We start from the raw sequence: 19,448 nt of genomic DNA on the forward strand, positions 1-19,448 counted from the left end.
GGTCTGCGCTTCGCCATCCGCGAAGGCGGCCGCACCGTCGGCGCAGGCGTCGTGTCCAAAATCATCGAGTAAGGCGCGCTTGTCGCGCTCGGTTGCGGCAGGTGGTTTTCCAAAGCGAAGCCAGCCGAAAGCAACTCGGTGAGAAACAAAAGAAGGCCGTCCCAAACCGGGGCGGCCTTTTTCGTTATGTCCACAAAACATTGGTTGCGCACATCCTGGTGTTGCACGCGAATACGCCAAGCTTGCGTTGAGCCGCGCCCCTCGACACAATTGCAGTCAGAATTGTCCAGAAGGGGAGGATGGTGGGATGACCAAGCATGTTGAAATCGGCCGGACTGGGGTCAGGTTGCCGCAAATAGGGTTCGGCTCAACAGGGCTGGGAAGCATTCCACAGATATATGGATACGAAGTAGACGAAAGCCGTGCACTGGATACCATCAGGGCAATTCTACAGCGTCCGGATGGCTTCATTGATACGGCGCGCGGATATGCCTTGGGCCGAAGCGAAGAACGTATCGGGCAAGTCATTCGCGAGCTGGGCGGGTGGCCCGAGGGCCGGGTTCTGTCCACGAAACTGGACCGGGATATGGAGAGCAACAGGTTTGATGCGACACAAGCGCGAAGGTCGCTTGAAGCAAGCCTTGAAGCCCTTGGCGTCGACCAGGTGGATATTCTTCACCTTCATGACCCTGAATACGCCGCAGATCTTTCCGAAGTGACCGGCACGGGCGGCGCGCTTGATGAGCTGTTTCGGATGAAGGAAGAAGGCCTGGCCAAAGCTGTGGGGCTTGCCGGTGGTCGAATTGACGTCCTGATGCCTATGCTACGCGATCGTGAGTTCGACGTCCTTCTGACGCACAACAGGCATACAGTCGTCAACGTGAATTCCGCTCCGCTGATTGAACTCGCGCGTTCCAAGGGAGTGACCGTTCTGAATGCGGCGCCCTATTCCGGAGGAATATTGGCCAAGGGAAGTTCTGCTCATCATTTCTATGTCTATCAGCCGGCGACCGAAGCTGTTCTGGGTCCGGTTCGTGCGGTCGAGAGTATCTGTTCCCGCTACGATGTCCCGTTGGGGGCGCTTGCGTTGCAGTTCTCGGTCAAAAACGCAGATATAGCTTCGACAATCTGCGGCGCGACATGGCCGCAGCACGTGGACCAGACATTCGAATGGGCCGACTGGTCTATCCCGGGTGCGGTCTGGACAGAGTTGGCGGAATTGGGGCAATCCCAAATGGATCCTGAAGCCGGGTAGGGTCTTCAAGATTCAGCGCGGCGGCCTATCACTTGTTGGACAATCCGCATTTGGGGCTTGGTGGCATTTCCCCCTTGCCAAACAGCGCCAACCCCACTAAACCGCGCGAGTTCTCGGTGAGAACGTGAAGGCGGGGTGATTCCCGCCTTTTGGGTTCGATGAGGGTTGGCGATGAGCGCCCGTCCTCCTCTCAACTCCAACGCCTGAAAAAAGGCTGTTAATATGCAAAGCCAAAACATCCGTATTCGGCTGAAGGCATTTGACTATCGCGTCCTGGATGCCAGCACGCAAGAGATCGTCAACACTGCAAAGCGGACCGGCGCGAACGTGCGCGGCCCGATCCCGCTGCCGAACAAGATCGAGAAGTTCACGGTTCTCCGTGGCCCTCACGTTGACAAGAAATCCCGCGATCAGTTCGAGATCCGTACGCACAAGCGTCTCTTGGACATCGTAGATCCGACCCCCCAGACCGTGGACGCGCTGATGAAGCTCGACCTGGCCGCTGGTGTGGACGTCGAGATCAAGCTGCAGTCGTAAGATCGGAGGGTATTGATGATGCGCTCTGGTATTATCGCAAAAAAAGTCGGCATGACCCGCCTGTTCATGGAAGACGGCAAGCAGATCCCTGTGACCGTTCTTCACCTGGACAATCTGCAGGTCGTTGCACAGCGTACCGCTGACAAAGACGGCTACACCGCCGTTCAGCTGGGCGCCGGTGCCGCCAAGGCAAAACGCACCTCGAAGGCCATGCGCGGCCACTTCGCCGCCGCCAAGGTCGAGCCCAAGCGCAAGCTGGCCGAGTTCCGCGTGTCGGAAGACGCGCTGATCGAAGTGGGCGCCGAGATCTCGGCAGATCACTTCCTGGCTGGTCAGAAGGTTGACGTTTCGGGCACCTCGATCGGTAAAGGTTTTGCCGGTGCAATGAAGCGCCACAACTTCGGTGGTCTGCGCGCCTCGCACGGTGTTTCGATCAGCCACCGTTCGCACGGTTCGACCGGTCAGTGTCAGGACCCGGGCAAGGTGTTCAAAGGCAAGAAGATGGCCGGTCACATGGGTGCTGCCCGTGTTACCACCCAGAACCTCGAGGTCGTCAAAACCGACGCCGACCGTGGTCTGGTCTTCATCAAAGGCGCCGTTCCCGGACCGAAATCGGGCTGGGTTACCGTCAAGGACGCCGTCAAGAAGAAAGCACCGGAAGGCTTGCCTTTCCCGGCTGCTGTGAAATCGGCTGCAACCGAAGCACCTGCGGAAGAAGCACCCGCGGAAGGTGGTGAAGCATGAAACTTGATGTAATCAAACTGGACGGCAAGAAAGCCGGCAACATCGAGCTGGATGCGGACCTGTTCGGCCTGGAGCCGCGCGCGGACATCCTGCACCGTGTGGTCCGTTGGCAGCGCAACAACGCGCAGGCTGGCACCCACAAGGTGAAGACCCGCTCGGAAACCAGCTACTCGACCAAGAAGATCTACCGCCAGAAGGGCACCGGTGGCGCACGTCACGGTGACCGCAACGCGCCGATCTTCCGCAAGGGTGGCATCTACAAGGGTCCGACCCCGCGTTCGCACGGCCACGACCTGCCGAAGAAGTTCCGCAAGCTGGGCCTGCGCCACGCACTGTCGGCCAAGGCCAAAGCCGGTGAGCTGGTCGTGATCGAAAGCGCCGAAGCCGAAGGCAAGACCGCCGCACTGGCCAAGCAGGTTGCAAACCTGGGCTGGAAGCGCGCTCTGGTCATCGACGGCGCCACCGTGAACGAAGGGTTCGCCCGCGCAGCCCGCAACATCGAAGGTCTGGATATCCTGCCGTCGATGGGCGCAAACGTCTATGACATCCTCAAGCGTGACACGCTGGTGCTCACCAAGGCGGGTGTCGAAGCACTGGAGGCTCGACTGAAATGAGCGCGAAGGCAGAACACTACGACGTGATCCGCAAGCCGATCATCACCGAGAAAACGACCATGGCGTCCGAAAACGGCGCGGTTGTCTTTGAAGTGGCGATCGACGCCAACAAGCCGCAGATCAAAGAGGCCGTCGAGGCGCTGTTTGGTGTGAAGGTCAAGGCGGTGAACACCACCGTGACCAAAGGCAAGGTCAAGCGGTTCCGCGGCCAGCTGGGCAAGCGGAAAGACGTCAAAAAAGCCTATGTGACCCTGGAAGAGGGCAACACCATCGACGTGACCACCGGTCTCTGATCGGCCCCGTCTTTGGAGCAAAACGAAACCCCCGCGTGAGCGGGGGTTTTTTTGTGGGCGCTAGCTGCGTGCAATGATTTTCGCGTCATCCAACGCGAAGCGGAATGTCAGACAGTACAACCTTCTCATGGGCATCTGGTACGCCCAATTCTTCCAGTACACCTACGAACGCGCTGTAACTGACGTATGGATACTGAGTTGGCCCAATAATAATGCGATCCAGAAGCGACGGAATATCCGCCCCGTGCAACCCGTTGTCTGGTTCGTTTGCTAGCCGAAGCTTGTATACCTTCTGTGGAACTCCACCCAGAACTACAGTTTCCTCCGTCATCTCTGGGCTCGTCCGTTCCGTCGGTCGATAGAAGAGTCGCCACTCCTGTTCCTCTTCGAATCCGGGATGCTTTGTGGCAATTGCGAACCGAAAAAGCATGTTATGAATGTATGCTACCAAAGTTTCCTGCCCCAAGCTCTGTAAGTATTTTCTATTAATTAAAATGGCATCAGTGATTTTGGCGAGATGTCCGGTCAACCCCTCGACCGAAAGATATAGCACCGGGATAGAATAGACCGCCAAAAGATCAGTTACCGCAGCCATCGGAGTATTTTTGAAAACCAGTGCGGTATCTCCATAGGCTCTCCACATTGAAAGCCGGCCGCGACGATCTTCTTCGGGATTATGGAGGGATACACACGCAATGTATGTCTCGAGCTGCCAATCTTGTTCCCATCCCGAAAGCAGTTTGTCAGACTTTTCAATTGTTCCCGGGAAGATGTCTTCGACTGCCTCCCGAAACCTGTTTCCTTCAAGGCCAGAGAACACTGAGCGGATCAACTGCAGGCCGTAGGAAATCTCGGAGAAATCATTCATTACAGTGGCGTTTCTGAACCAAAGTTCCTGATTACGGAGTACCTTCAGAGCCGTGTCAGCAGACGTGTAATAGACAAAATTTTTTTGTTCGGCCACGACCGACAAGCTTGCTTCCGCCAGTCCAGGTCGAAAAATCTGATTGAACATCATTGTTTCGTTGTCGAAGTCCACCGCTTCCCTCATTATTGATTCTTCAAATGTGGCAACCATTTCCGGATTTATTTCGATATGGAAGATGAGGCCGCACATTTTTTGAGCTTGTTCGTATCAATTGCTCTAACTTGTTGGAAAATGGTTTCGACGCATAGAGTAGAAGCTGTATGGTTTCGGTGGATACCCTTCAAAGAGTTGCAAACTCGGTGTCTAGATGTTCTTTCTTTGAAATCCGGGCGCACCCTATAGACACCCACCCCCAACCCTGCTACACGCTCCCAATCTTGCGGCCTCGGATTCGTTCCGGGGCCTCTGATATTTGAAACCGGGGACCTTCGGGGCCCTATAACCTGGGCACCTACGGGGGCCTCTCACATAGCGGGGATTGATCCTCGCGCTTGCTAAACGGAAGACAGAAAGCATGGCACTCAAGTCGTACAAACCGACGACGCCGGGCCAGCGCGGGCTGGTGCTGATCGACCGTTCGGAGCTTTGGAAAGGACGTCCGGTCAAGTCTCTCACTGAGGGTTTGACCAAATCGGGCGGCCGGAACAACACCGGACGGATCACTTCACGCCGCCGTGGCGGTGGCGCAAAGCGTCTCTACCGGATCGTTGACTTCAAACGGAACAAACTGGATGTGGCGGCAACCGTCGAGCGGATCGAATACGACCCGAACCGGACCGCATTCATCGCACTGATCAAATATGACGACGGCGAGCAGGCCTATATCCTGGCGCCGCAGCGTCTGGCGGTTGGCGACAAGGTCATCGCTTCGGCCAAGGCCGACATCAAGCCCGGCAACGCGATGCCGTTCTCGGGCATGCCGATCGGTACCATCGTGCACAACATCGAGATGAAGCCCGGCAAGGGCGGTCAGATCGCGCGTGCAGCGGGCACCTACGCCCAGTTCGTCGGCCGCGATGGCGGCTATGCCCAGATCCGTCTGAGCTCGGGCGAGCTGCGCATGGTGCGCCAAGAATGCATGGCCACCGTCGGTGCCGTGTCGAACCCCGACAACAGCAACCAGAACCTCGGCAAAGCCGGTCGTATGCGCCACAAGGGCGTGCGTCCGTCGGTCCGTGGTGTTGCCATGAACCCGATCGATCACCCCCACGGTGGTGGTGAAGGCCGGACCTCGGGTGGCCGTACGCCGGTTACGCCTTGGGGTAAGGACACCAAGGGTAAGCGTACCCGCAACAAGAACAAAGCGTCCCAGAAGCTGATCATCCGCTCGCGGCACGCCAAGAAGAAAGGGCGTTAAGACATGTCTCGCTCTGTTTGGAAGGGTCCTTTCGTCGACGCTTACGTGCTGAAAAAAGCCGAAGCTGCGCGCGAGTCGGGCCGCAACGAAGTCATCAAGATCTGGTCGCGTCGTTCCACCATTCTGCCCCAGTTCGTGGGTCTGACCTTTGGTGTGTACAACGGCCAGAAGCATATCCCGGTAAACGTCTCGGAAGACATGATCGGTCAGAAGTTCGGTGAGTACTCGCCGACCCGGACCTATTATGGCCATGCCGCAGACAAAAAAGCGAAGCGGAAGTAAGTCATGGGCAAGGAAAAGAACCCCCGCCGCGTGGCTGAAAACGAAGCAATGGCAAAAACCCGTATGCTTCGCACCAGCCCGCAGAAACTGAACCTGGTTGCGCAAATGATCCGCGGCAAGAAAGTCGAGAAGGCTCTGACCGACCTGACTTTCTCGAACAAGCGTGTCGCGCAGGACGTCAAAAAGTGCCTGCAGTCCGCAATCGCGAACGCCGAAAACAACCACAACCTGGACGTGGACGAGCTGATCGTCGCCGAAGCATGGGTTGGTAAGAACCTGGTCATGAAGCGCGGCCGTCCGCGTGCCCGTGGCCGTTTCGGCAAGATCATGAAGCCGTTCTCGGAGATCACCATCAAGGTGCGTCAAGTTGAGGAGCAAGCCTAATGGGACATAAAGTCAATCCGATCGGCATGCGCCTTCAGGTCAACCGTACCTGGGACAGCCGTTGGTACGCAGATACCAAGGACTACGGTGATCTTCTGCTGGAAGACCTCAAGATCCGTGAGTTCATCAAGAAAGAGTGCAAGCAAGCCGGCATCGCCCGTGTGATCATCGAACGTCCGCACAAGAAGTGCCGCGTCACGATCCACACCGCGCGTCCCGGTGTCATCATCGGCAAGAAAGGCGCGGACATCGAAGTTCTGCGCAAGAAGATCGCGCAGATGACCGACAGCGAACTGCACCTGAACATCGTCGAAGTGCGCAAGCCGGAACTCGACGCGCAGCTGGTTGCCGAGTCGATCGCTCAGCAGCTGGAGCGCCGCGTTTCGTTCCGCCGCGCGATGAAGCGGTCGGTTCAGAATGCCATGCGCATGGGCGCCCTGGGTATCCGGGTGAACGTCGCTGGTCGTCTGGGCGGCGCCGAAATCGCACGGACCGAATGGTACCGCGAAGGCCGCGTGCCTCTGCACACCCTGCGTGCCGACATCGATTACGCACATGCCGAAGCGATGACCCCCTACGGGATCATCGGGATCAAGGTCTGGATCTTCAAAGGTGAGATCATGGAGCACGATCCGCAGGCACGTGACCGTAAAGCACAGGAACTCCAGGACGGCCCTGCACCTCGTGGTGCTGGTGGCGGTCGTCGCTAAGGAGGGAAAGATATGCTTCAACCAAAGCGTACAAAATTCCGCAAGATGCACAAAGGCCGGATCAAGGGCGAAGCCAAAGGCGGCTCTGATCTGAACTTTGGCACCTACGGTCTGAAGGCCCTGCAGCCCGAGCGCGTCACTGCACGCCAGATCGAAGCTGCTCGTCGTGCCATGACCCGTCACATGAAGCGTCAAGGTCGCGTCTGGATCCGGATCTTCCCGGATACCCCCGTGACCTCGAAGCCTACCGAAGTCCGTATGGGTAAAGGTAAAGGCTCGGTCGACTATTGGGCAGCCAAAGTGAAGCCCGGTCGCGTGATGTTCGAGATCGACGGTGTCAACGATGAAATCGCGCGCGAGGCTCTGCGCCTGGCTGCGATGAAGCTGCCGATCAAGACCCGCGTGGTGGTCCGCGAGGACTGGTAAACCGGTCTTGCCAAGACTTCAGAAAACCCCGCCGAACCGGCGGGGTTTTTTGTTTTTCGGATGGTTTGGGTTAGGCTCCGCTTCAGCTTTTGATATTTTGGAAAAGCCTAGAACAGGGGGCCTCAAATGGTTTCGACGTCAGAGATAGAAAAGATTGACGACGGCTTCTTTGCCGCACTGAACGCTATGTTCGAGGGTGACGTTGTACCGATGGAGGCGCTGTGGTCGCATGCGGACGATGTCATCTATATGGGGCCGTCACCCGATCTGTTCCACGTCGGGTGGAAAGTCACGGATCAGGATTGGGTCGCGCAGGGTCGGGCGCATCTGGGCGGGTCGATCAAAGTGCTGAACCGGCATGTTGTGGTTGGGGATACGCTTGCCACTGTGCACCATGTCGCCGAGGCATCGGGGCAGGGCGATGGGGCCGGTATCCGGATGCGCGGCACGAATGTCTATCGCCTTGAAGGTGGAGCGTGGAAGCTGATCGCGCATCACAGCGACCCGTTGCCCTATATTGACTTGTGACAGCAGCAGGGGTTTTCCAAATTCGAAGAAAGTTCCTCTATCGCGCCTGGGCGTCGAATAGGGTAATGGACGCCCATGGCACAGATTGAATCACTCTTCGTTACCCGTCTCTACCGCGCCGCTCTGTCTGAGTTCGATCCAAGGATCGATCCGGAGGAGCTGGAGAACTCGTGCCTTGTCATCGCTGAGGATGACGAGGCCGGGCAGGAGTGGTGCGAAAAAAACGGCTATCCGGGTTACACCAGCTATGCCTCGTTGACTGACCTGCCCTGGCGGTTTCCGATCTTTCAGGACTTGGTGAAGACTTTGGATCAGCACGTGGCTGCATTCGCAAAAGACCTTGAGTTTGATCTCGATGACCGGGAATTGAAGCTGGAGGATCTTTGGATCAACATCCTGCCCGAGGGTGGAATGCATGCCAGCCACATCCATCCGCACAGTGTGATTTCTGGAACGACCTATGTGTCAATGCCGGAAGGCGCCAGCGCACTGAAGCTGGAGGACCCCCGCTCAGGCCGCATGATGGCCGCGCCGGTGCGTCGCAAGGGAGCCCGACGCGAATTGCAGCCCTTCATTTATATGAAGCCGAAGGTTGGCGACGTTCTGCTGTGGGAAAGTTGGCTGCGCCACGAGGTGCCGATGAACATGGCCGAGGACGAGCGGATTTCGGTCAGTTTTAACTATAAGTGGGAGTGAGCAGTCAGCGCCCCTCACGTTCGTCAAAAAGGTCAGGAGCCACACCCAACTATGCCAGTGTTGGATTTTCGAGAGATTCCCGACGCCCATATAGCAACTGGGAAACAAGACACATTTGAGCTGTTCGCCCGCGATTTTTTGAAAGCTTTGGGTTTCAAAGTACTTTCTGATCCGGATAGAGGCGCCGATGGTGGCGTAGATTTGCTAGTGGAAGAAACACGTGCCGGTGTCGGCGGTGAAACAAAAATCAAATGGCTGGTAAGTTGCAAGCACAAAGCAAGTAGTGGTCGGTCGGTAAGCGCTCAAGATGATTCTAACATCTATGACCGTGTGCAATCCAATGGTTGCCAAGGCTTTATGGGGTTCTATTCCACTATTGCTAGTTCAGGCTTATCCGACATGCTTGCGGGACTTCGCCCCGTTTTGGAGGTCTTGCTGTTTGACCGAGAAAAAATAGAGGAAAGCCTTCTGAATTCCGAAGAAGGCATGTCATTAGCTGCGCGATACTTCCCGGTTTCATTCGAAGCATGGAAGCGGGAAAACCCCAAACCGGCGACGCTTTTCGCAGAGGAACCGTCTTTAAAATGCTGCGTGTGTAATGCAGAGCTTTTGGAGAAAGAAGATAAAGGCGTAATTACTCTATGGATGGATATGGTCGACTTCACAGTAGATAGGCCTAAAGCATATCGTCATATCCGGTGGTGTTGCAGGGGGGCCTGTGACACTGAGGTACGTGCGTCGATGAGCAATCAAGGCTTGATCGACGGATGGGAGGACATCAATGATCTGGTTATGCCAACAAAGTACATTCAATGGGTCATGACCCTACTCAATCAGTTTCGTAGTGGAGTGGAATATTCCGACGAAGCTTTTGAGGAAATAAAAGACTTTATGCTCCAAGTCTTTCCACATGTGTCTAGGCACCCAACGATGAAGGAAATTGAGCGCGTGGAACAACTCAGTGATATTCCTTCTTGGATCGGTGGCTTAGGGACCTAAAACTTCCTCTTGCCACCCACCCATCAAACCCTTATACGGCGGCATCCTGCGGTCTCCCGGCGTTGTCGGGCGATTCGCATGTCTATCATTCATCCACCAGGTCCAAGGTGACCCGTGTACGGGGCCTTCTGGTGTTTTGAGCAAAGGAAAAGGCGATGAACGCCCAAGAACTGCGTGAAAAGACCCCGGACCAGCTCCGCGAGGAACTGGCCAACCTGAAGAAAGAAAGCTTCAACCTGCGCTTTCAACAGGCCACCGGTCAGCTGGAAAACACTGCTGGTATCAAAGCGGCCCGCCGCAATGCTGCCCGCGTCAAAACCATTCTGAACGAAAAGGCCGCTGCCGCGGCATCCGAGGAGTAATCAGATGCCCAAGCGTATCCTGCAAGGCACCGTGACCAGCGACGCCAACGAACAGACCATCACCGTTCTGGTCGAGCGCCGTTTCAAGCACCCTCTGCTGCAGAAAACCGTTCGTAAGTCCAAGAAATACCGGGCTCACGACGAAAAGAACGCCTTCAAGGTCGGCGACACCGTACGCATCATCGAATGCGCGCCGAAATCGAAGACGAAACGTTGGGAGGTTCTGGAGGCCTAAGCCTCCGGGATTTTTCCATTTGTCGAAACCCTGGGGGATTTAACAAGACCAGCCCCCACAGGTCGGGAGAAACCACATGATCCAGATGCAGACCAATCTGGATGTCGCTGACAACTCCGGCGCCCGCCGAGTTCAGTGCATCAAGGTCCTGGGTGGTTCCAAGCGTAAATACGCCTCCGTCGGCGACATCATTGTCGTCTCGGTGAAGGAAGCCATCCCGCGCGGCCGCGTGAAGAAAGGTGATGTCCGCAAGGCCGTCGTCGTGCGCACCGCCAAAGAAGTCCGTCGCGAAGACGGCACCGCGATCCGCTTCGATCGCAACGCCGCCGTCATCCTGAACAACAACAACGAGCCCGTCGGCACCCGTATCTTCGGCCCCGTTGTTCGTGAACTGCGCGCGAAGAACTTCATGAAGATCATCTCGCTGGCTCCGGAGGTGCTGTAATCATGGCTGCTAAACTCCGCAAAGGCGACAAGGTCGTCGTGCTGGCCGGCAAGGACAAGGGCAAAGAGGGGACTATCACCTCGGTCGACCCCAAAGCCGGCAAAGCTGTCGTTGATGGCGTGAACATCGCCATCCGCCACACCCGCCAGTCGCAAACGTCGCAAGGTGGCCGCCTGCCCAAGGCTCTGCCGATCGACCTGTCGAACCTGGCCCTGCTGGACAAGAACGGCAAGGCAACCCGCGTCGGCTTCCGCATGGAAGGTGACAAGAAGGTTCGTTACGCCAAGACCACGGGGGACGTGATCGATGCTTGATGCTGCAACCTACACCCCGCGTCTGAAAGCTCAGTACGCTGAAACCATCCGTGCCGCTCTGAAAGAAGAGTTCGGCTACAAGAACGATATGCAGATCCCCAAGCTGGAGAAGATCGTTCTGAACATCGGCTGTGGTGCCGAGGCGGTGAAGGACTCGAAGAAGGCGAAGGCGGCGGTCGAGGATCTGACGGCGATCGCCGGTCAGAAGGCCGTTTCGACCAAGGCGAAGAAGTCGATCGCGGGTTTCCGCGTCCGTGAAGACATGCCGCTGGGCGCCAAGGTGACCCTGCGCGGCGACCGGATGTACGAATTCCTGGACCGTCTGATCACCATCGCGATGCCTCGCGTACGTGACTTCCGCGGTGTGAAACCGTCCTTCGATGGCCGTGGCAACTTTGCCATGGGCATGAAAGAGCACATCGTGTTCCCGGAAATCGACTTCGACAAGGTCGACGAGGTCTGGGGCATGGACATCGTAATTGCCACCACAGCGAAAACCGACGCTGAAGCAAAGGCACTGTTGAAAGCTTTCAACATGCCGTTCAACGCGTAAGCGCCGGGAGGATTGAGACATGGCTAAAAAAGCAATGATCGAACGCGAGAAGAAGCGCGCACGCCTGGTGGCACAGTATGCCGAAAAGCGTGCGGCTCTGAAAGAGATCGCGAATGACGAGAGCAAGCCGATGGAAGAGCGCTTCAAAGCGCGTCTGAAACTGGCGAAACTGCCGCGCAACAGCTCGGCTACCCGTCTGCACAACCGTTGTCAGCTGACCGGTCGTCCCCACGCTTACTACCGTAAGCTGAAGGTCAGCCGTATCGCGCTGCGCGAGCTGGGTTCTGCTGGTCAGATCCCCGGCATGGTGAAATCGAGCTGGTAAGGGAGAGACAGATATGAACGATCCTATCGGCGATATGCTCACCCGCATCCGCAACGCGCAGATGCGCGGCAAGTCCACGGTTATCACTCCGGCGTCGAAACTGCGCGCCTGGGTTCTGGACGTGCTGGCGGACGAAGGCTATATCCGCGGCTATGAAAAGACGACCGGTGAAAACGGTCATCCGGCTCTGGAAATCAGCCTGAAATACTACGAAGGCACCCCTGTCATTCGCGAACTGAAGCGGGTCTCGAAGCCCGGCCGTCGCGTATACATGGGCGTCAATGACATCCCGCAGGTTCGTCAGGGCCTGGGCGTGTCGATTGTCAGCACTCCGAAAGGTGTGATGTCGGACGCAAACGCTCGCTCCAACAACGTTGGCGGCGAAGTGCTCTGCACCGTCTTCTAAGGAGGTCTGCAATGTCTCGTATTGGTAAGAAACCGGTCGAGCTGCCCAGCGGCGTTACCGCCTCTGTGTCGGGTCAGACCATCGAAGTCAAAGGTCCGAAAGGCACCCGCAGCTTCACCGCAACCGATGACGTCACTCTGACGGTCGAAGACAACGTGGTCAAAATCGACCCGCGTGGTTCGTCCAAGCGTGCGCGTCAGCAGTGGGGCATGAGCCGCACCATGGTCGCCAACCTGGTGACCGGTGTGACCGAAGGCTTCAAGAAGGAACTGGAAATCCAGGGTGTGGGTTACCGCGCTCAGATGCAGGGCAACACCCTGAAGCTGAACCTGGGCTACAGCCACGATGTTGATTTCGTTGCTCCGGAAGGTGTCACCATCACCGCGCCGAAGCAGACCGAGATCGTTGTGGAAGGCATCGACCAGCAGCTGGTGGGCGAAACCGCGGCGAAAATCCGCGAGTGGCGCCGTCCCGAGCCGTACAAAGGCAAGGGCATCCGCTACAAGGGCGAGTTCATCTTCCGCAAGGAAGGCAAGAAGAAGTAAGGACGAACACAATGGCAAACAGCAAAAGAACCCTGTTTCTGAAGCGCCGCCTGCGCGTTCGGAACAAACTTCGCAAGGTCAACGCGGGTCGTCCGCGTCTGTCCGTACACCGTTCGAACAAGAACATCTCCGTTCAGCTGATCGACGACGTACGTGGCGTGACCCTGGCCTCGGCCTCGACCCTGGAAAAGGATCTGGGTGTTGTTGGCAAGAACAACGTCGAAGCGGCCACCAAAGTGGGCGCAGCCATCGCCGAGCGGGCCAAGAAGGCCGGCGTCGAAGAGGCTTATTTCGATCGTGGTGGCTTCCTGTTCCACGGCAAGGTGAAGGCAGTTGCCGACGCTGCGCGTGAAGGCGGCCTGAAAATCTAAGACCTGTGGGCGGGTTTCGATCCGCCCCGATGATCCGGGGGCCTCGGCTTCGGTCGAGGCTCACTTGGATTGAAGAAAACGGCGCCAAGCGCCACATGAGAAAAGGGATGCCAAATGGCAGAACGTGAAAACCGTCGGGGCCGTGGCCGCGACCGTGAAGAAGCACCGGAATTTGCCGATCGTCTGGTCGCAATCAACCGCGTGTCTAAAACCGTAAAAGGTGGTAAGCGCTTTGGCTTCGCCGCTCTGGTGGTTGTTGGCGATCAGAAAGGCCGCGTGGGCTTTGGCAAAGGTAAAGCGAAAGAAGTACCTGAAGCCATCCGCAAGGCGACCGAGCAAGCCAAGCGTCAGATGATCCGCGTGCAGCTGCGCGAAGGCCGGACCCTGCACCACGACATCGAGGGCCGTCACGGCGCCGGTAAAGTGGTCATGCGCACCGCGCCGGAAGGTACCGGTATCATCGCCGGTGGTCCGATGCGTGCTGTGTTCGAAATGCTGGGCGTGAAGGACGTTGTGTCCAAGTCGCTGGGCTCGCAGAACCCGTACAACATGATCCGCGCCACCATCGACGGCCTGAAGAAAGAACAGAGCCCGCGTTCGGTTGCCGCGCGTCGTGGCAAGAAGGTCGCCGATATCCTGCCCAAGCGGGATGAAGCACCGGCTGAAGCCGAAGCGTAAGGAGAGCGAGCAATGGCAAAAACCATCGTCGTCAAGCAGATCGGTTCCCCGATCCGTCGCCCCGCCGAACAGCGCGCAACCCTGATCGGTCTGGGCCTGAACAAGATGCACAAGACCCGCGAATTGGAAGACACTCCGTCGATCCGCGGCATGGTCAACAAGATCCCGCATCTGGTTGAGATCATCGAAGAGCGCGGCTGAGCGCCAACTTCGAAAGCCTAATGAACGCCTCCGATTTGATCGGGGGCGTTTTCATTTTTGGCCGTCGCCTGCGCGGAATGTCGGAAGACCGCCTTTTGCGTTGAACTTGGCCAAGGCCTGGCCAGGAACTCGCAGGTAGACACCTTTTTGCCCTCTGTCCTGACCTCTAAATTCAAAACATAGCCAAACGGCTAACTTTTTCTTGACGCGGGCGGTGCGTTGAAATACTTAGCCTTATGGCTAACAAACTCGATACATTTTTTTCTGCGCTGGCCGATCCGACCCGGCGTGCCGTGATCGAACGGCTGATCACTGGCCCAGCGGCCGTGTCAGAGCTGCACGAAGCGCACGACATGGCTCTTCCTTCGTTTCTGAAGCATCTCGGCAAACTGGAATCCGCTGGAATGATCCGTTCGGAGAAGATCGGTCGGGTTCGCATGTTGCATATCGAAGCCGCCCCGATCGCCGAGGCGGAAGGTTGGTTGAAACAACAACGTCACCTCTGGGAAGGCCGGCTGGATCGCCTGTCTGCACTTGCCGAGCAAATTGAGAAGGAATCCGATGATGGCTGATTACGAAACTTTGATCCTGGAACGCGAGATTGCCTGCGCTCCCGACCGGCTGTTTCAGGTGTTGACCGACCGCGAGTTACGCCAGAAATGGGCCGCACCAGACGATGAAAGCGTAGTTCTGATTGATGTTTTTGACTGTCGACCCGGAGGCCGTGAGGAAACGCGGTGTGGACCGAAAGAGGCGCCAGAGTTCAATACGACCAGCCTGTTCCACGTGGTCTCGCCGGAGTTTCTTTCATTGACCGAAACACTGGTCATTCAGGGAGAGTTGGTCTCGGTCTCGCTGTGCGGACACGAAATCATGCCGAATGGCCAAGGCAGTACGCTGCGCGTCACGTTGCAGATCACAAGCCTGGCCGGGCCAGAACTATTTCAGGACTACAAAGGTGGCTGGTCTGCTGCTTTGGACAACCTGTCCCGGCTTGCGGCCGGTAGCGGTAACTCCTGATTTGCGCCGCTATGCCAAAAATGCATAGCGGCCAGTCCAAAACCATCGTTGTTAGCGATAACTGAACTCCCTATCTCAACCCTGTCCAAGACAGGAACCAAGTAAGTGACATCGGGGAATACGCCCCGACATTCGAAAGGAAATGAGATAATGGCACACACAGCGACCCTGACATATGGCGGCTTCAACCTGACCGCCCGTATCGCAAACCTGATCGAGCGCGTGAAAGAAAACCGCGCCCGGGCCAGCGAATACACCCGCACGTATACCGAGTTGCAGCGTCTGAGCGACCGCGAGTTGAACGACATCGGCATCCGCCGGTGCGACATCGCCGACATCGCCCGCGAGCACGCCTACTGCTCGTAAGATAAGGGACTACAACATATGAAGCAGAGGCGCCCAAGTGGCGCCTCTTTTGTGTTTACGGATCCCACACGGGCAGGAAAATAGTTGCTACCACAACTGCGACGTTGCGCGGCGCCGGGAATTGGGTCACTCCAATGCAGGCAAGCCGTCAAGGCATGAACACATTGGGCAGAGAGGGCAGAACATGGCACGGGACTTCCAGATTGCAATGCTGTGGGTCGAGGGGCCGCTCAGCTTTTTGGAACTGCTGTGCATCCAGTCTTACTTGGATATGGGCCACAGCGTGCGGCTTTATACCTATAGCAATGTGACGAACATCCCCGAGGGTGTCGAGCACCGTGATGCCCGCGAGATCCTGCCGGATTCCGAATTTATCACTCATGAGCGTACCAATAGCCCCGCGCCGCATTCCGACAAGTTCCGCTACCGGATGCTGGCTCAGGAGCCCGACCTGATCTGGGCCGACACCGATGCCTATTGCCTGAAACCCTATTCAACGGCGAATGGTCATTACTATGGGTATCTCGAGGGTGAGGTGGCGATTGGGGTTCTGGGCCTGCCGCAGGACAGTGAAACTCTGGCCAAGCTGATCGAGTACACGAATGATCCCTACCTTATTCCTCCTTGGTTACCGCCGCGCCACCGCCGACCGCTGGAAGAGGCGCGGGACGCCGGGAACCCGACCAACGTTCCCGAGGTGTTGTGGGGCGTGTGGGGACCAAAGGCATTCACCTGGGCGCTGAAGGAAACAGGCGAGATAAAATACGCCCTGCCAGAGCATGTTTTTTACCCGATCAACTTTTCGCGGCGCCGGGCCCTTGCCCGGCCGAACGAAAATCTTGACCGGTTTTTTCACGAGGATACCGTTTCGATCCATTTGTACGGGCGCCGGATGCGGGCGATCATGCGCAAGAACCATGGTGGAATACCACATCCTGACAGCCTGGTCGGGCGACTTGTGGCCAAACATGGAATTGTGCCCCAAGACGCGCCCATTGCCGGCCGCGACGACTGAACCGCTGCGGCAGGGTAATCAAAACTTGCAACTCGGGGCCCGAGGCTGTACTGCGCTCCGGTGGCGTGTTCGCCACGAGAATCAAAACCAAGAAATGCCGTGTTTGGCCCATCACGCTTCGGGGTCATATCCGGCTTAGGAGAAGCGACATGAAACTGCACGAATTGCGCGACAATCCCGGCGCCGTCAAGAAACGCACCCGCGTTGGCCGTGGTCCCGGCTCTGGCAAGGGTAAAATGGGTGGCCGCGGTATCAAAGGCCAGAAATCTCGTTCGGGTGTGGCCATCAACGGCTACGAAGGCGGCCAGATGCCGCTGTATCAGCGCCTGCCCAAGCGCGGCTTCAACAAGCCGAACCGCAAGGAATTTGCCGTCATCAACCTGGGCCTGATCCAGAAATTCGTCGACGCCGGCAAACTGGACGTTAAATCGGCCGTCACCGAGGACGCACTGGTCGCCTCGGGTCTGGTGCGCCGCAAGCTGGACGGTATCCGCGTTCTGGCCAAAGGCGAAATCAGCGCCAAGCTGAACCTGGAAGTGACCGGCGCCTCGAAAGCGGCGATCGAAGCCGTGGAAAAAGCGGGCGGTTCACTGAAGGTCACAAAAGCCGCTGCGGCAGAGTAAGCGCTTGTGAGCGGGCGCCGACCCGCTTACATAGACCTCAGAGTTTTCCAAGACGCCGCCCGAGCCGGAAAACGGTTCCGGGCGGCGTTTTCATAAGAGAGACCGATTTATGGTATCAGCAGCAGAACAAATGGCAGCCAACACAAGCTGGGCTGCTCTGGGCAAGGCCACCGATCTGCGCAACCGCATCCTGTTCACGCTGGGTTTGCTGATCGTCTATCGTCTGGGCACCTTCATTCCGGTGCCGGGGATCGACGGTCAGGCGCTGCGCGAGTTCATGGAACAAGCGGGGCAGGGCATCGGTGGGATGGTTTCGATGTTCACCGGCGGGGCGCTTGGGCGGATGGGTATCTTTGCCCTCGGCATCATGCCCTATATCTCGGCATCGATCATCGTACAGCTGCTGACCTCGATGGTGCCCGCGCTCGAACAGCTCAAGAAAGAGGGCGAGCAGGGCCGCAAGAAGATCAACCAGTACACCCGTTTCGGAACCGTCGCGCTGGCCACCGTTCAGGCCTATGGCTTGGCGGTTTCGCTGGAATCGGGCGATTTGGCTACCGATCCGGGTCTGTATTTCCGCCTGTCCACGATGATCACTCTGGTCGGTGGCACCATGTTCCTGATGTGGCTGGGTGAACAGATCACCGCGCGCGGCATCGGCAACGGCATCTCGCTGATCATTTTCGTCGGCATCATCGCCGAGGTTCCGGCCGCGCTGGCCCAGTTCCTTGCCTCGGGCCGTTCGGGCGCGATCAGCCCGGCCGTGATCGTCGGCGTGATCGTGATGGTGATCGCCGTTATCACCTTCGTGGTGTTCATGGAACGCGCGCTGCGCAAGATCCACATCCAGTACCCGCGCCGCAATGTCGGCATGAAGGTCTATGAGGGCGGCTCGAGCCACCTGCCGGTCAAGGTCAACCCGGCCGGCGTGATTCCGGCGATCTTCGCCAGCTCGCTGCTGCTGCTGCCGGTCACGATCTCGACCTTTTCGTCGGGCGCTGCAAACGGACCGATCATGTCGTGGCTGCTGGCCAATTTCGGACCGGGACAGCCGCTTTATCTGCTGTTCTTTGCGTCGATGATCGTGTTCTTTGCCTACTTCTACACGTTCAACGTGTCGTTCAAACCGGATGACGTGGCGGACAACCTGAAAAAGCAGAACGGCTTTGTGCCCGGCATTCGCCCTGGCAAAAAGACCGCCGAATATCTGGAATACGTCGTCAACCGCGTGCTGGTGCTGGGTTCGGCCTATCTTGCGGCGGTCTGCCTGCTGCCTGAAATTCTGCGCGGCCAGTTCGCCATCCCGTTCTATTTCGGCGGCACCTCGGTTCTGATCATCGTGTCTGTGACCATGGACACGATCCAACAGGTTCAGAGCCACCTCCTGGCGCATCAATACGAAGGGCTGATCGAAAAGTCCCAGTTGCGCGGCAAAGGCAAGAAACGCGGCAGGAAGGGACCCGCTCGTCGATGAATATCATTCTTCTGGGCCCCCCGGGGGCAGGCAAGGGTACGCAGGCACGTCACCTGGTTGAAACGCGGGGCATGATCCAGCTCAGCACCGGTGACATGCTGCGCGAGGCCCGCAACTCGGGAACCGAGATGGGCAAGAAGGTGGCCGCGATCATGGACGCGGGCAAGCTTGTCACCGACGAGATCGTGATTGGCTTGATCGAAGAGAAGCTGACCACCGAAAAGGGCGCCGGCTTCATCTTCGACGGCTTTCCGCGCACCTTGGCCCAGGCTGACGCCTTGTCGGCCCTTCTGACCAAGCTGGGCCAGTCGCTGCACACCGTGATCGAAATGCGCGTGGATGACGAGGCTCTGGTTGAACGGATCACTGCCCGGTCGACTTGTGGCGGTTGCGGCGAGGTCTACAATGACAAGACCAAACCGATCCCGGCCGATGGCAAATGTACCAATTGCGGCAAGGAAAACGATTTCGTCCGTCGTGCCGACGACAACGAGGAAAGCCTGCGCACCCGGCTTATGGAATATTACAAGAAGACCTCACCGTTGATTGGCTATTACTACGCCAAGGGCGATCTTCGACCGGTGAACGGGCTGGCGGACATCAAGGAAGTCCGGGCCTCGATCGCAGCCATATTGGGTTAAGCTTGCAAAGGGCTTGACGCCAAGCCCAAAAGCCCATATCGACCCCCATCCCTTTGGGGAATCAATCGCGCATGCGGGATTCGTTCCGCATGTATAGACCACCTCGAATAATGCTGAACCC

General features: G+C 57.5%; 33 protein-coding genes. 32 read left to right on the forward strand and 1 reads right to left on the reverse strand.

Going from position 1 to position 19,448, the window contains the following annotated elements; all coding sequences use genetic code 11:
• The 6 genes from GOW72_RS18275 to GOW72_RS18300 all read left to right on the forward strand — a co-directional run.
• Nucleotides 1–72: EF-Tu C-terminal domain-related protein (locus GOW72_RS18275; protein WP_217353393.1), on the forward strand; the 72-nt coding region annotated here is incomplete at its 5' end.
• Between the two features lie 235 nt (nucleotides 73–307).
• On the forward strand, nucleotides 308–1,255 hold the full coding sequence (locus GOW72_RS18280; protein WP_170367990.1) for an aldo/keto reductase: 948 nt from the start codon (nucleotides 308–310) through the stop codon (nucleotides 1,253–1,255).
• 222 nt (nucleotides 1,256–1,477) lie between these two features.
• A complete protein-coding gene (gene rpsJ / locus GOW72_RS18285; RefSeq protein ID WP_008756422.1) occupies nucleotides 1,478–1,792 on the forward strand; it encodes a 30S ribosomal protein S10 in 315 nt (104 codons plus the stop codon).
• A gap of 18 nt (nucleotides 1,793–1,810) precedes the next feature.
• Nucleotides 1,811–2,536, forward strand: a complete 726-nt coding sequence (gene rplC, locus GOW72_RS18290; protein ID WP_170343454.1) for a 50S ribosomal protein L3 — start codon at nucleotides 1,811–1,813, stop codon at nucleotides 2,534–2,536.
• On the forward strand, nucleotides 2,533–3,150 hold the full coding sequence (rplD, locus tag GOW72_RS18295) for a 50S ribosomal protein L4 (protein ID WP_170342972.1): 618 nt from the start codon (nucleotides 2,533–2,535) through the stop codon (nucleotides 3,148–3,150). Before rplC ends, rplD begins: the two co-directional genes overlap by 4 nt.
• A complete protein-coding gene (locus GOW72_RS18300; protein ID WP_170367992.1) occupies nucleotides 3,147–3,443 on the forward strand; it encodes a 50S ribosomal protein L23 in 297 nt (98 codons plus the stop codon). Before rplD ends, GOW72_RS18300 begins: the two co-directional genes overlap by 4 nt.
• Nucleotides 3,444–3,528: 85 nt before the next feature.
• On the opposite strand, the gene GOW72_RS18305 is transcribed toward GOW72_RS18300, so the two are convergent.
• Nucleotides 3,529–4,560, reverse strand: a complete 1,032-nt coding sequence (locus tag GOW72_RS18305; protein WP_170367994.1) for a DUF2971 domain-containing protein — start codon at nucleotides 4,558–4,560, stop codon at nucleotides 3,529–3,531.
• 325 nt (nucleotides 4,561–4,885) lie between these two features.
• Between GOW72_RS18305 and rplB the strand changes: the two genes are divergently transcribed.
• From rplB to GOW72_RS18435, 26 genes are all read left to right on the forward strand, one after another.
• Nucleotides 4,886–5,728 (forward strand): 50S ribosomal protein L2, encoded by an 843-nt coding sequence (gene rplB, locus GOW72_RS18310; protein WP_093965344.1) that lies wholly within the window; start codon nucleotides 4,886–4,888, stop codon nucleotides 5,726–5,728.
• A gap of 3 nt (nucleotides 5,729–5,731) precedes the next feature.
• The gene (gene rpsS / locus GOW72_RS18315; protein ID WP_005980699.1) at nucleotides 5,732–6,010 is read left to right on the forward strand and encodes a 30S ribosomal protein S19; all 279 of its coding nucleotides are present in this window, start codon (nucleotides 5,732–5,734) and stop codon (nucleotides 6,008–6,010) included.
• Nucleotides 6,011–6,013: 3 nt separating this feature from the next.
• A complete protein-coding gene (rplV, locus tag GOW72_RS18320) occupies nucleotides 6,014–6,394 on the forward strand; it encodes a 50S ribosomal protein L22 (RefSeq protein ID WP_039538267.1) in 381 nt (126 codons plus the stop codon).
• Nucleotides 6,394–7,104, forward strand: a complete 711-nt coding sequence (gene rpsC / locus GOW72_RS18325) for a 30S ribosomal protein S3 (RefSeq protein ID WP_093965346.1) — start codon at nucleotides 6,394–6,396, stop codon at nucleotides 7,102–7,104. Before rplV ends, rpsC begins: the two co-directional genes overlap by 1 nt.
• Nucleotides 7,105–7,116: 12 nt before the next feature.
• The gene (gene rplP / locus GOW72_RS18330) at nucleotides 7,117–7,530 is read left to right on the forward strand and encodes a 50S ribosomal protein L16 (RefSeq protein WP_005980704.1); all 414 of its coding nucleotides are present in this window, start codon (nucleotides 7,117–7,119) and stop codon (nucleotides 7,528–7,530) included.
• Between the two features lie 126 nt (nucleotides 7,531–7,656).
• Nucleotides 7,657–8,058: a YybH family protein gene (locus GOW72_RS18335; protein WP_170367996.1), complete on the forward strand. Its 402-nt coding sequence runs from the start codon at nucleotides 7,657–7,659 to the stop codon at nucleotides 8,056–8,058.
• A gap of 75 nt (nucleotides 8,059–8,133) precedes the next feature.
• Nucleotides 8,134–8,754, forward strand: coding sequence for a 2OG-Fe(II) oxygenase family protein (locus GOW72_RS18340; protein WP_093965350.1), 621 nt, complete (start codon nucleotides 8,134–8,136; stop codon nucleotides 8,752–8,754).
• 51 nt (nucleotides 8,755–8,805) lie between these two features.
• A complete protein-coding gene (locus GOW72_RS18345; protein ID WP_170367998.1) occupies nucleotides 8,806–9,753 on the forward strand; it encodes a restriction endonuclease in 948 nt (315 codons plus the stop codon).
• 155 nt (nucleotides 9,754–9,908) lie between these two features.
• Nucleotides 9,909–10,115, forward strand: coding sequence for a 50S ribosomal protein L29 (gene rpmC / locus GOW72_RS18350; protein WP_093965352.1), 207 nt, complete (start codon nucleotides 9,909–9,911; stop codon nucleotides 10,113–10,115).
• A gap of 4 nt (nucleotides 10,116–10,119) precedes the next feature.
• The gene (gene rpsQ, locus GOW72_RS18355; RefSeq protein ID WP_170342963.1) at nucleotides 10,120–10,350 is read left to right on the forward strand and encodes a 30S ribosomal protein S17; all 231 of its coding nucleotides are present in this window, start codon (nucleotides 10,120–10,122) and stop codon (nucleotides 10,348–10,350) included.
• 76 nt (nucleotides 10,351–10,426) lie between these two features.
• Nucleotides 10,427–10,795, forward strand: coding sequence for a 50S ribosomal protein L14 (rplN, locus tag GOW72_RS18360; RefSeq protein WP_005621870.1), 369 nt, complete (start codon nucleotides 10,427–10,429; stop codon nucleotides 10,793–10,795).
• Nucleotides 10,796–10,797: 2 nt separating this feature from the next.
• Nucleotides 10,798–11,109, forward strand: a complete 312-nt coding sequence (gene rplX, locus GOW72_RS18365; protein WP_093965356.1) for a 50S ribosomal protein L24 — start codon at nucleotides 10,798–10,800, stop codon at nucleotides 11,107–11,109.
• Nucleotides 11,102–11,662 carry a 50S ribosomal protein L5 gene (gene rplE, locus GOW72_RS18370; protein WP_093965358.1) on the forward strand — a complete coding sequence of 187 codons (561 nt, stop codon included), beginning with the start codon at nucleotides 11,102–11,104 and terminating at the stop codon, nucleotides 11,660–11,662. Before rplX ends, rplE begins: the two co-directional genes overlap by 8 nt.
• A 19-nt stretch (nucleotides 11,663–11,681) precedes the next feature.
• Entirely contained in the window at nucleotides 11,682–11,987 is a 306-nt protein-coding gene (rpsN, locus tag GOW72_RS18375; RefSeq protein ID WP_093965360.1) for a 30S ribosomal protein S14, read from the forward strand.
• Nucleotides 11,988–12,000: 13 nt separating this feature from the next.
• Nucleotides 12,001–12,393 carry a 30S ribosomal protein S8 gene (gene rpsH, locus GOW72_RS18380; protein ID WP_093965361.1) on the forward strand — a complete coding sequence of 131 codons (393 nt, stop codon included), beginning with the start codon at nucleotides 12,001–12,003 and terminating at the stop codon, nucleotides 12,391–12,393.
• An 11-nt stretch (nucleotides 12,394–12,404) separates the two neighbouring features.
• The gene (gene rplF / locus GOW72_RS18385) at nucleotides 12,405–12,938 is read left to right on the forward strand and encodes a 50S ribosomal protein L6 (protein WP_093965363.1); all 534 of its coding nucleotides are present in this window, start codon (nucleotides 12,405–12,407) and stop codon (nucleotides 12,936–12,938) included.
• Nucleotides 12,939–12,949: 11 nt separating this feature from the next.
• A complete protein-coding gene (gene rplR, locus GOW72_RS18390; RefSeq protein WP_010437103.1) occupies nucleotides 12,950–13,309 on the forward strand; it encodes a 50S ribosomal protein L18 in 360 nt (119 codons plus the stop codon).
• A gap of 114 nt (nucleotides 13,310–13,423) precedes the next feature.
• Nucleotides 13,424–13,987: a 30S ribosomal protein S5 gene (gene rpsE / locus GOW72_RS18395; RefSeq protein ID WP_093965365.1), complete on the forward strand. Its 564-nt coding sequence runs from the start codon at nucleotides 13,424–13,426 to the stop codon at nucleotides 13,985–13,987.
• Nucleotides 13,988–13,999: 12 nt separating this feature from the next.
• Nucleotides 14,000–14,188: a 50S ribosomal protein L30 gene (gene rpmD / locus GOW72_RS18400; RefSeq protein WP_093965366.1), complete on the forward strand. Its 189-nt coding sequence runs from the start codon at nucleotides 14,000–14,002 to the stop codon at nucleotides 14,186–14,188.
• Between the two features lie 236 nt (nucleotides 14,189–14,424).
• The gene (locus tag GOW72_RS18405) at nucleotides 14,425–14,760 is read left to right on the forward strand and encodes an ArsR/SmtB family transcription factor (RefSeq protein ID WP_170342961.1); all 336 of its coding nucleotides are present in this window, start codon (nucleotides 14,425–14,427) and stop codon (nucleotides 14,758–14,760) included.
• On the forward strand, nucleotides 14,753–15,208 hold the full coding sequence (locus GOW72_RS18410) for an SRPBCC domain-containing protein (RefSeq protein ID WP_170368000.1): 456 nt from the start codon (nucleotides 14,753–14,755) through the stop codon (nucleotides 15,206–15,208). Before GOW72_RS18405 ends, GOW72_RS18410 begins: the two co-directional genes overlap by 8 nt.
• A gap of 150 nt (nucleotides 15,209–15,358) precedes the next feature.
• Nucleotides 15,359–15,574, forward strand: a complete 216-nt coding sequence (locus tag GOW72_RS18415; protein WP_170368002.1) for a DUF1127 domain-containing protein — start codon at nucleotides 15,359–15,361, stop codon at nucleotides 15,572–15,574.
• A gap of 184 nt (nucleotides 15,575–15,758) precedes the next feature.
• The gene (locus tag GOW72_RS18420; protein ID WP_244952485.1) at nucleotides 15,759–16,589 is read left to right on the forward strand and encodes a hypothetical protein; all 831 of its coding nucleotides are present in this window, start codon (nucleotides 15,759–15,761) and stop codon (nucleotides 16,587–16,589) included.
• A gap of 149 nt (nucleotides 16,590–16,738) precedes the next feature.
• Nucleotides 16,739–17,212 (forward strand): 50S ribosomal protein L15, encoded by a 474-nt coding sequence (rplO, locus tag GOW72_RS18425; RefSeq protein WP_170368004.1) that lies wholly within the window; start codon nucleotides 16,739–16,741, stop codon nucleotides 17,210–17,212.
• A gap of 109 nt (nucleotides 17,213–17,321) precedes the next feature.
• The gene (gene secY / locus GOW72_RS18430) at nucleotides 17,322–18,686 is read left to right on the forward strand and encodes a preprotein translocase subunit SecY (protein ID WP_093965375.1); all 1,365 of its coding nucleotides are present in this window, start codon (nucleotides 17,322–17,324) and stop codon (nucleotides 18,684–18,686) included.
• Complete coding sequence (locus tag GOW72_RS18435; protein ID WP_170368006.1) at nucleotides 18,683–19,327, forward strand: adenylate kinase; 645 nt, start codon at nucleotides 18,683–18,685, stop codon at nucleotides 19,325–19,327. Before secY ends, GOW72_RS18435 begins: the two co-directional genes overlap by 4 nt.
• The last annotated feature ends 121 nt before the right edge of the window (nucleotides 19,328–19,448 follow it).

Source organism: Ruegeria arenilitoris (genome assembly GCF_013032855.1).
Taxonomy (GTDB): Bacteria; Pseudomonadota; Alphaproteobacteria; order Rhodobacterales; family Rhodobacteraceae; genus Ruegeria; species Ruegeria arenilitoris.

Excerpts from the sequence above, each read along its gene's own strand:
- GOW72_RS18280 (WP_170367990.1), top strand. The coding sequence starts at position 308 with ATGACCAAGCATGTTGAAATCGGCCGGACTGGGGTCAGGTTGCCGCAA.
- rpsJ (WP_008756422.1), top strand. The coding sequence starts at position 1,478 with ATGCAAAGCCAAAACATCCGTATTCGGCTGAAGGCATTTGACTATCGC.
- rplC (WP_170343454.1), top strand. The coding sequence starts at position 1,811 with ATGCGCTCTGGTATTATCGCAAAAAAAGTCGGCATGACCCGCCTGTTC.
- rplD (WP_170342972.1), top strand. The coding sequence starts at position 2,533 with ATGAAACTTGATGTAATCAAACTGGACGGCAAGAAAGCCGGCAACATC.
- GOW72_RS18300 (WP_170367992.1), top strand. The coding sequence starts at position 3,147 with ATGAGCGCGAAGGCAGAACACTACGACGTGATCCGCAAGCCGATCATC.
- GOW72_RS18305 (WP_170367994.1), bottom strand. The coding sequence starts at position 4,560 with ATGTGCGGCCTCATCTTCCATATCGAAATAAATCCGGAAATGGTTGCC.
- rplB (WP_093965344.1), top strand. The coding sequence starts at position 4,886 with ATGGCACTCAAGTCGTACAAACCGACGACGCCGGGCCAGCGCGGGCTG.
- rpsS (WP_005980699.1), top strand. The coding sequence starts at position 5,732 with ATGTCTCGCTCTGTTTGGAAGGGTCCTTTCGTCGACGCTTACGTGCTG.
- rplV (WP_039538267.1), top strand. The coding sequence starts at position 6,014 with ATGGGCAAGGAAAAGAACCCCCGCCGCGTGGCTGAAAACGAAGCAATG.
- rpsC (WP_093965346.1), top strand. The coding sequence starts at position 6,394 with ATGGGACATAAAGTCAATCCGATCGGCATGCGCCTTCAGGTCAACCGT.
- rplP (WP_005980704.1), top strand. The coding sequence starts at position 7,117 with ATGCTTCAACCAAAGCGTACAAAATTCCGCAAGATGCACAAAGGCCGG.
- GOW72_RS18335 (WP_170367996.1), top strand. The coding sequence starts at position 7,657 with ATGGTTTCGACGTCAGAGATAGAAAAGATTGACGACGGCTTCTTTGCC.
- GOW72_RS18340 (WP_093965350.1), top strand. The coding sequence starts at position 8,134 with ATGGCACAGATTGAATCACTCTTCGTTACCCGTCTCTACCGCGCCGCT.
- GOW72_RS18345 (WP_170367998.1), top strand. The coding sequence starts at position 8,806 with ATGCCAGTGTTGGATTTTCGAGAGATTCCCGACGCCCATATAGCAACT.
- rpmC (WP_093965352.1), top strand. The coding sequence starts at position 9,909 with ATGAACGCCCAAGAACTGCGTGAAAAGACCCCGGACCAGCTCCGCGAG.
- rpsQ (WP_170342963.1), top strand. The coding sequence starts at position 10,120 with ATGCCCAAGCGTATCCTGCAAGGCACCGTGACCAGCGACGCCAACGAA.
- rplN (WP_005621870.1), top strand. The coding sequence starts at position 10,427 with ATGATCCAGATGCAGACCAATCTGGATGTCGCTGACAACTCCGGCGCC.
- rplX (WP_093965356.1), top strand. The coding sequence starts at position 10,798 with ATGGCTGCTAAACTCCGCAAAGGCGACAAGGTCGTCGTGCTGGCCGGC.
- rplE (WP_093965358.1), top strand. The coding sequence starts at position 11,102 with ATGCTTGATGCTGCAACCTACACCCCGCGTCTGAAAGCTCAGTACGCT.
- rpsN (WP_093965360.1), top strand. The coding sequence starts at position 11,682 with ATGGCTAAAAAAGCAATGATCGAACGCGAGAAGAAGCGCGCACGCCTG.
- rpsH (WP_093965361.1), top strand. The coding sequence starts at position 12,001 with ATGAACGATCCTATCGGCGATATGCTCACCCGCATCCGCAACGCGCAG.
- rplF (WP_093965363.1), top strand. The coding sequence starts at position 12,405 with ATGTCTCGTATTGGTAAGAAACCGGTCGAGCTGCCCAGCGGCGTTACC.
- rplR (WP_010437103.1), top strand. The coding sequence starts at position 12,950 with ATGGCAAACAGCAAAAGAACCCTGTTTCTGAAGCGCCGCCTGCGCGTT.
- rpsE (WP_093965365.1), top strand. The coding sequence starts at position 13,424 with ATGGCAGAACGTGAAAACCGTCGGGGCCGTGGCCGCGACCGTGAAGAA.
- rpmD (WP_093965366.1), top strand. The coding sequence starts at position 14,000 with ATGGCAAAAACCATCGTCGTCAAGCAGATCGGTTCCCCGATCCGTCGC.
- GOW72_RS18405 (WP_170342961.1), top strand. The coding sequence starts at position 14,425 with ATGGCTAACAAACTCGATACATTTTTTTCTGCGCTGGCCGATCCGACC.
- GOW72_RS18410 (WP_170368000.1), top strand. The coding sequence starts at position 14,753 with ATGGCTGATTACGAAACTTTGATCCTGGAACGCGAGATTGCCTGCGCT.
- GOW72_RS18415 (WP_170368002.1), top strand. The coding sequence starts at position 15,359 with ATGGCACACACAGCGACCCTGACATATGGCGGCTTCAACCTGACCGCC.
- GOW72_RS18420 (WP_244952485.1), top strand. The coding sequence starts at position 15,759 with ATGGCACGGGACTTCCAGATTGCAATGCTGTGGGTCGAGGGGCCGCTC.
- rplO (WP_170368004.1), top strand. The coding sequence starts at position 16,739 with ATGAAACTGCACGAATTGCGCGACAATCCCGGCGCCGTCAAGAAACGC.
- secY (WP_093965375.1), top strand. The coding sequence starts at position 17,322 with ATGGTATCAGCAGCAGAACAAATGGCAGCCAACACAAGCTGGGCTGCT.
- GOW72_RS18435 (WP_170368006.1), top strand. The coding sequence starts at position 18,683 with ATGAATATCATTCTTCTGGGCCCCCCGGGGGCAGGCAAGGGTACGCAG.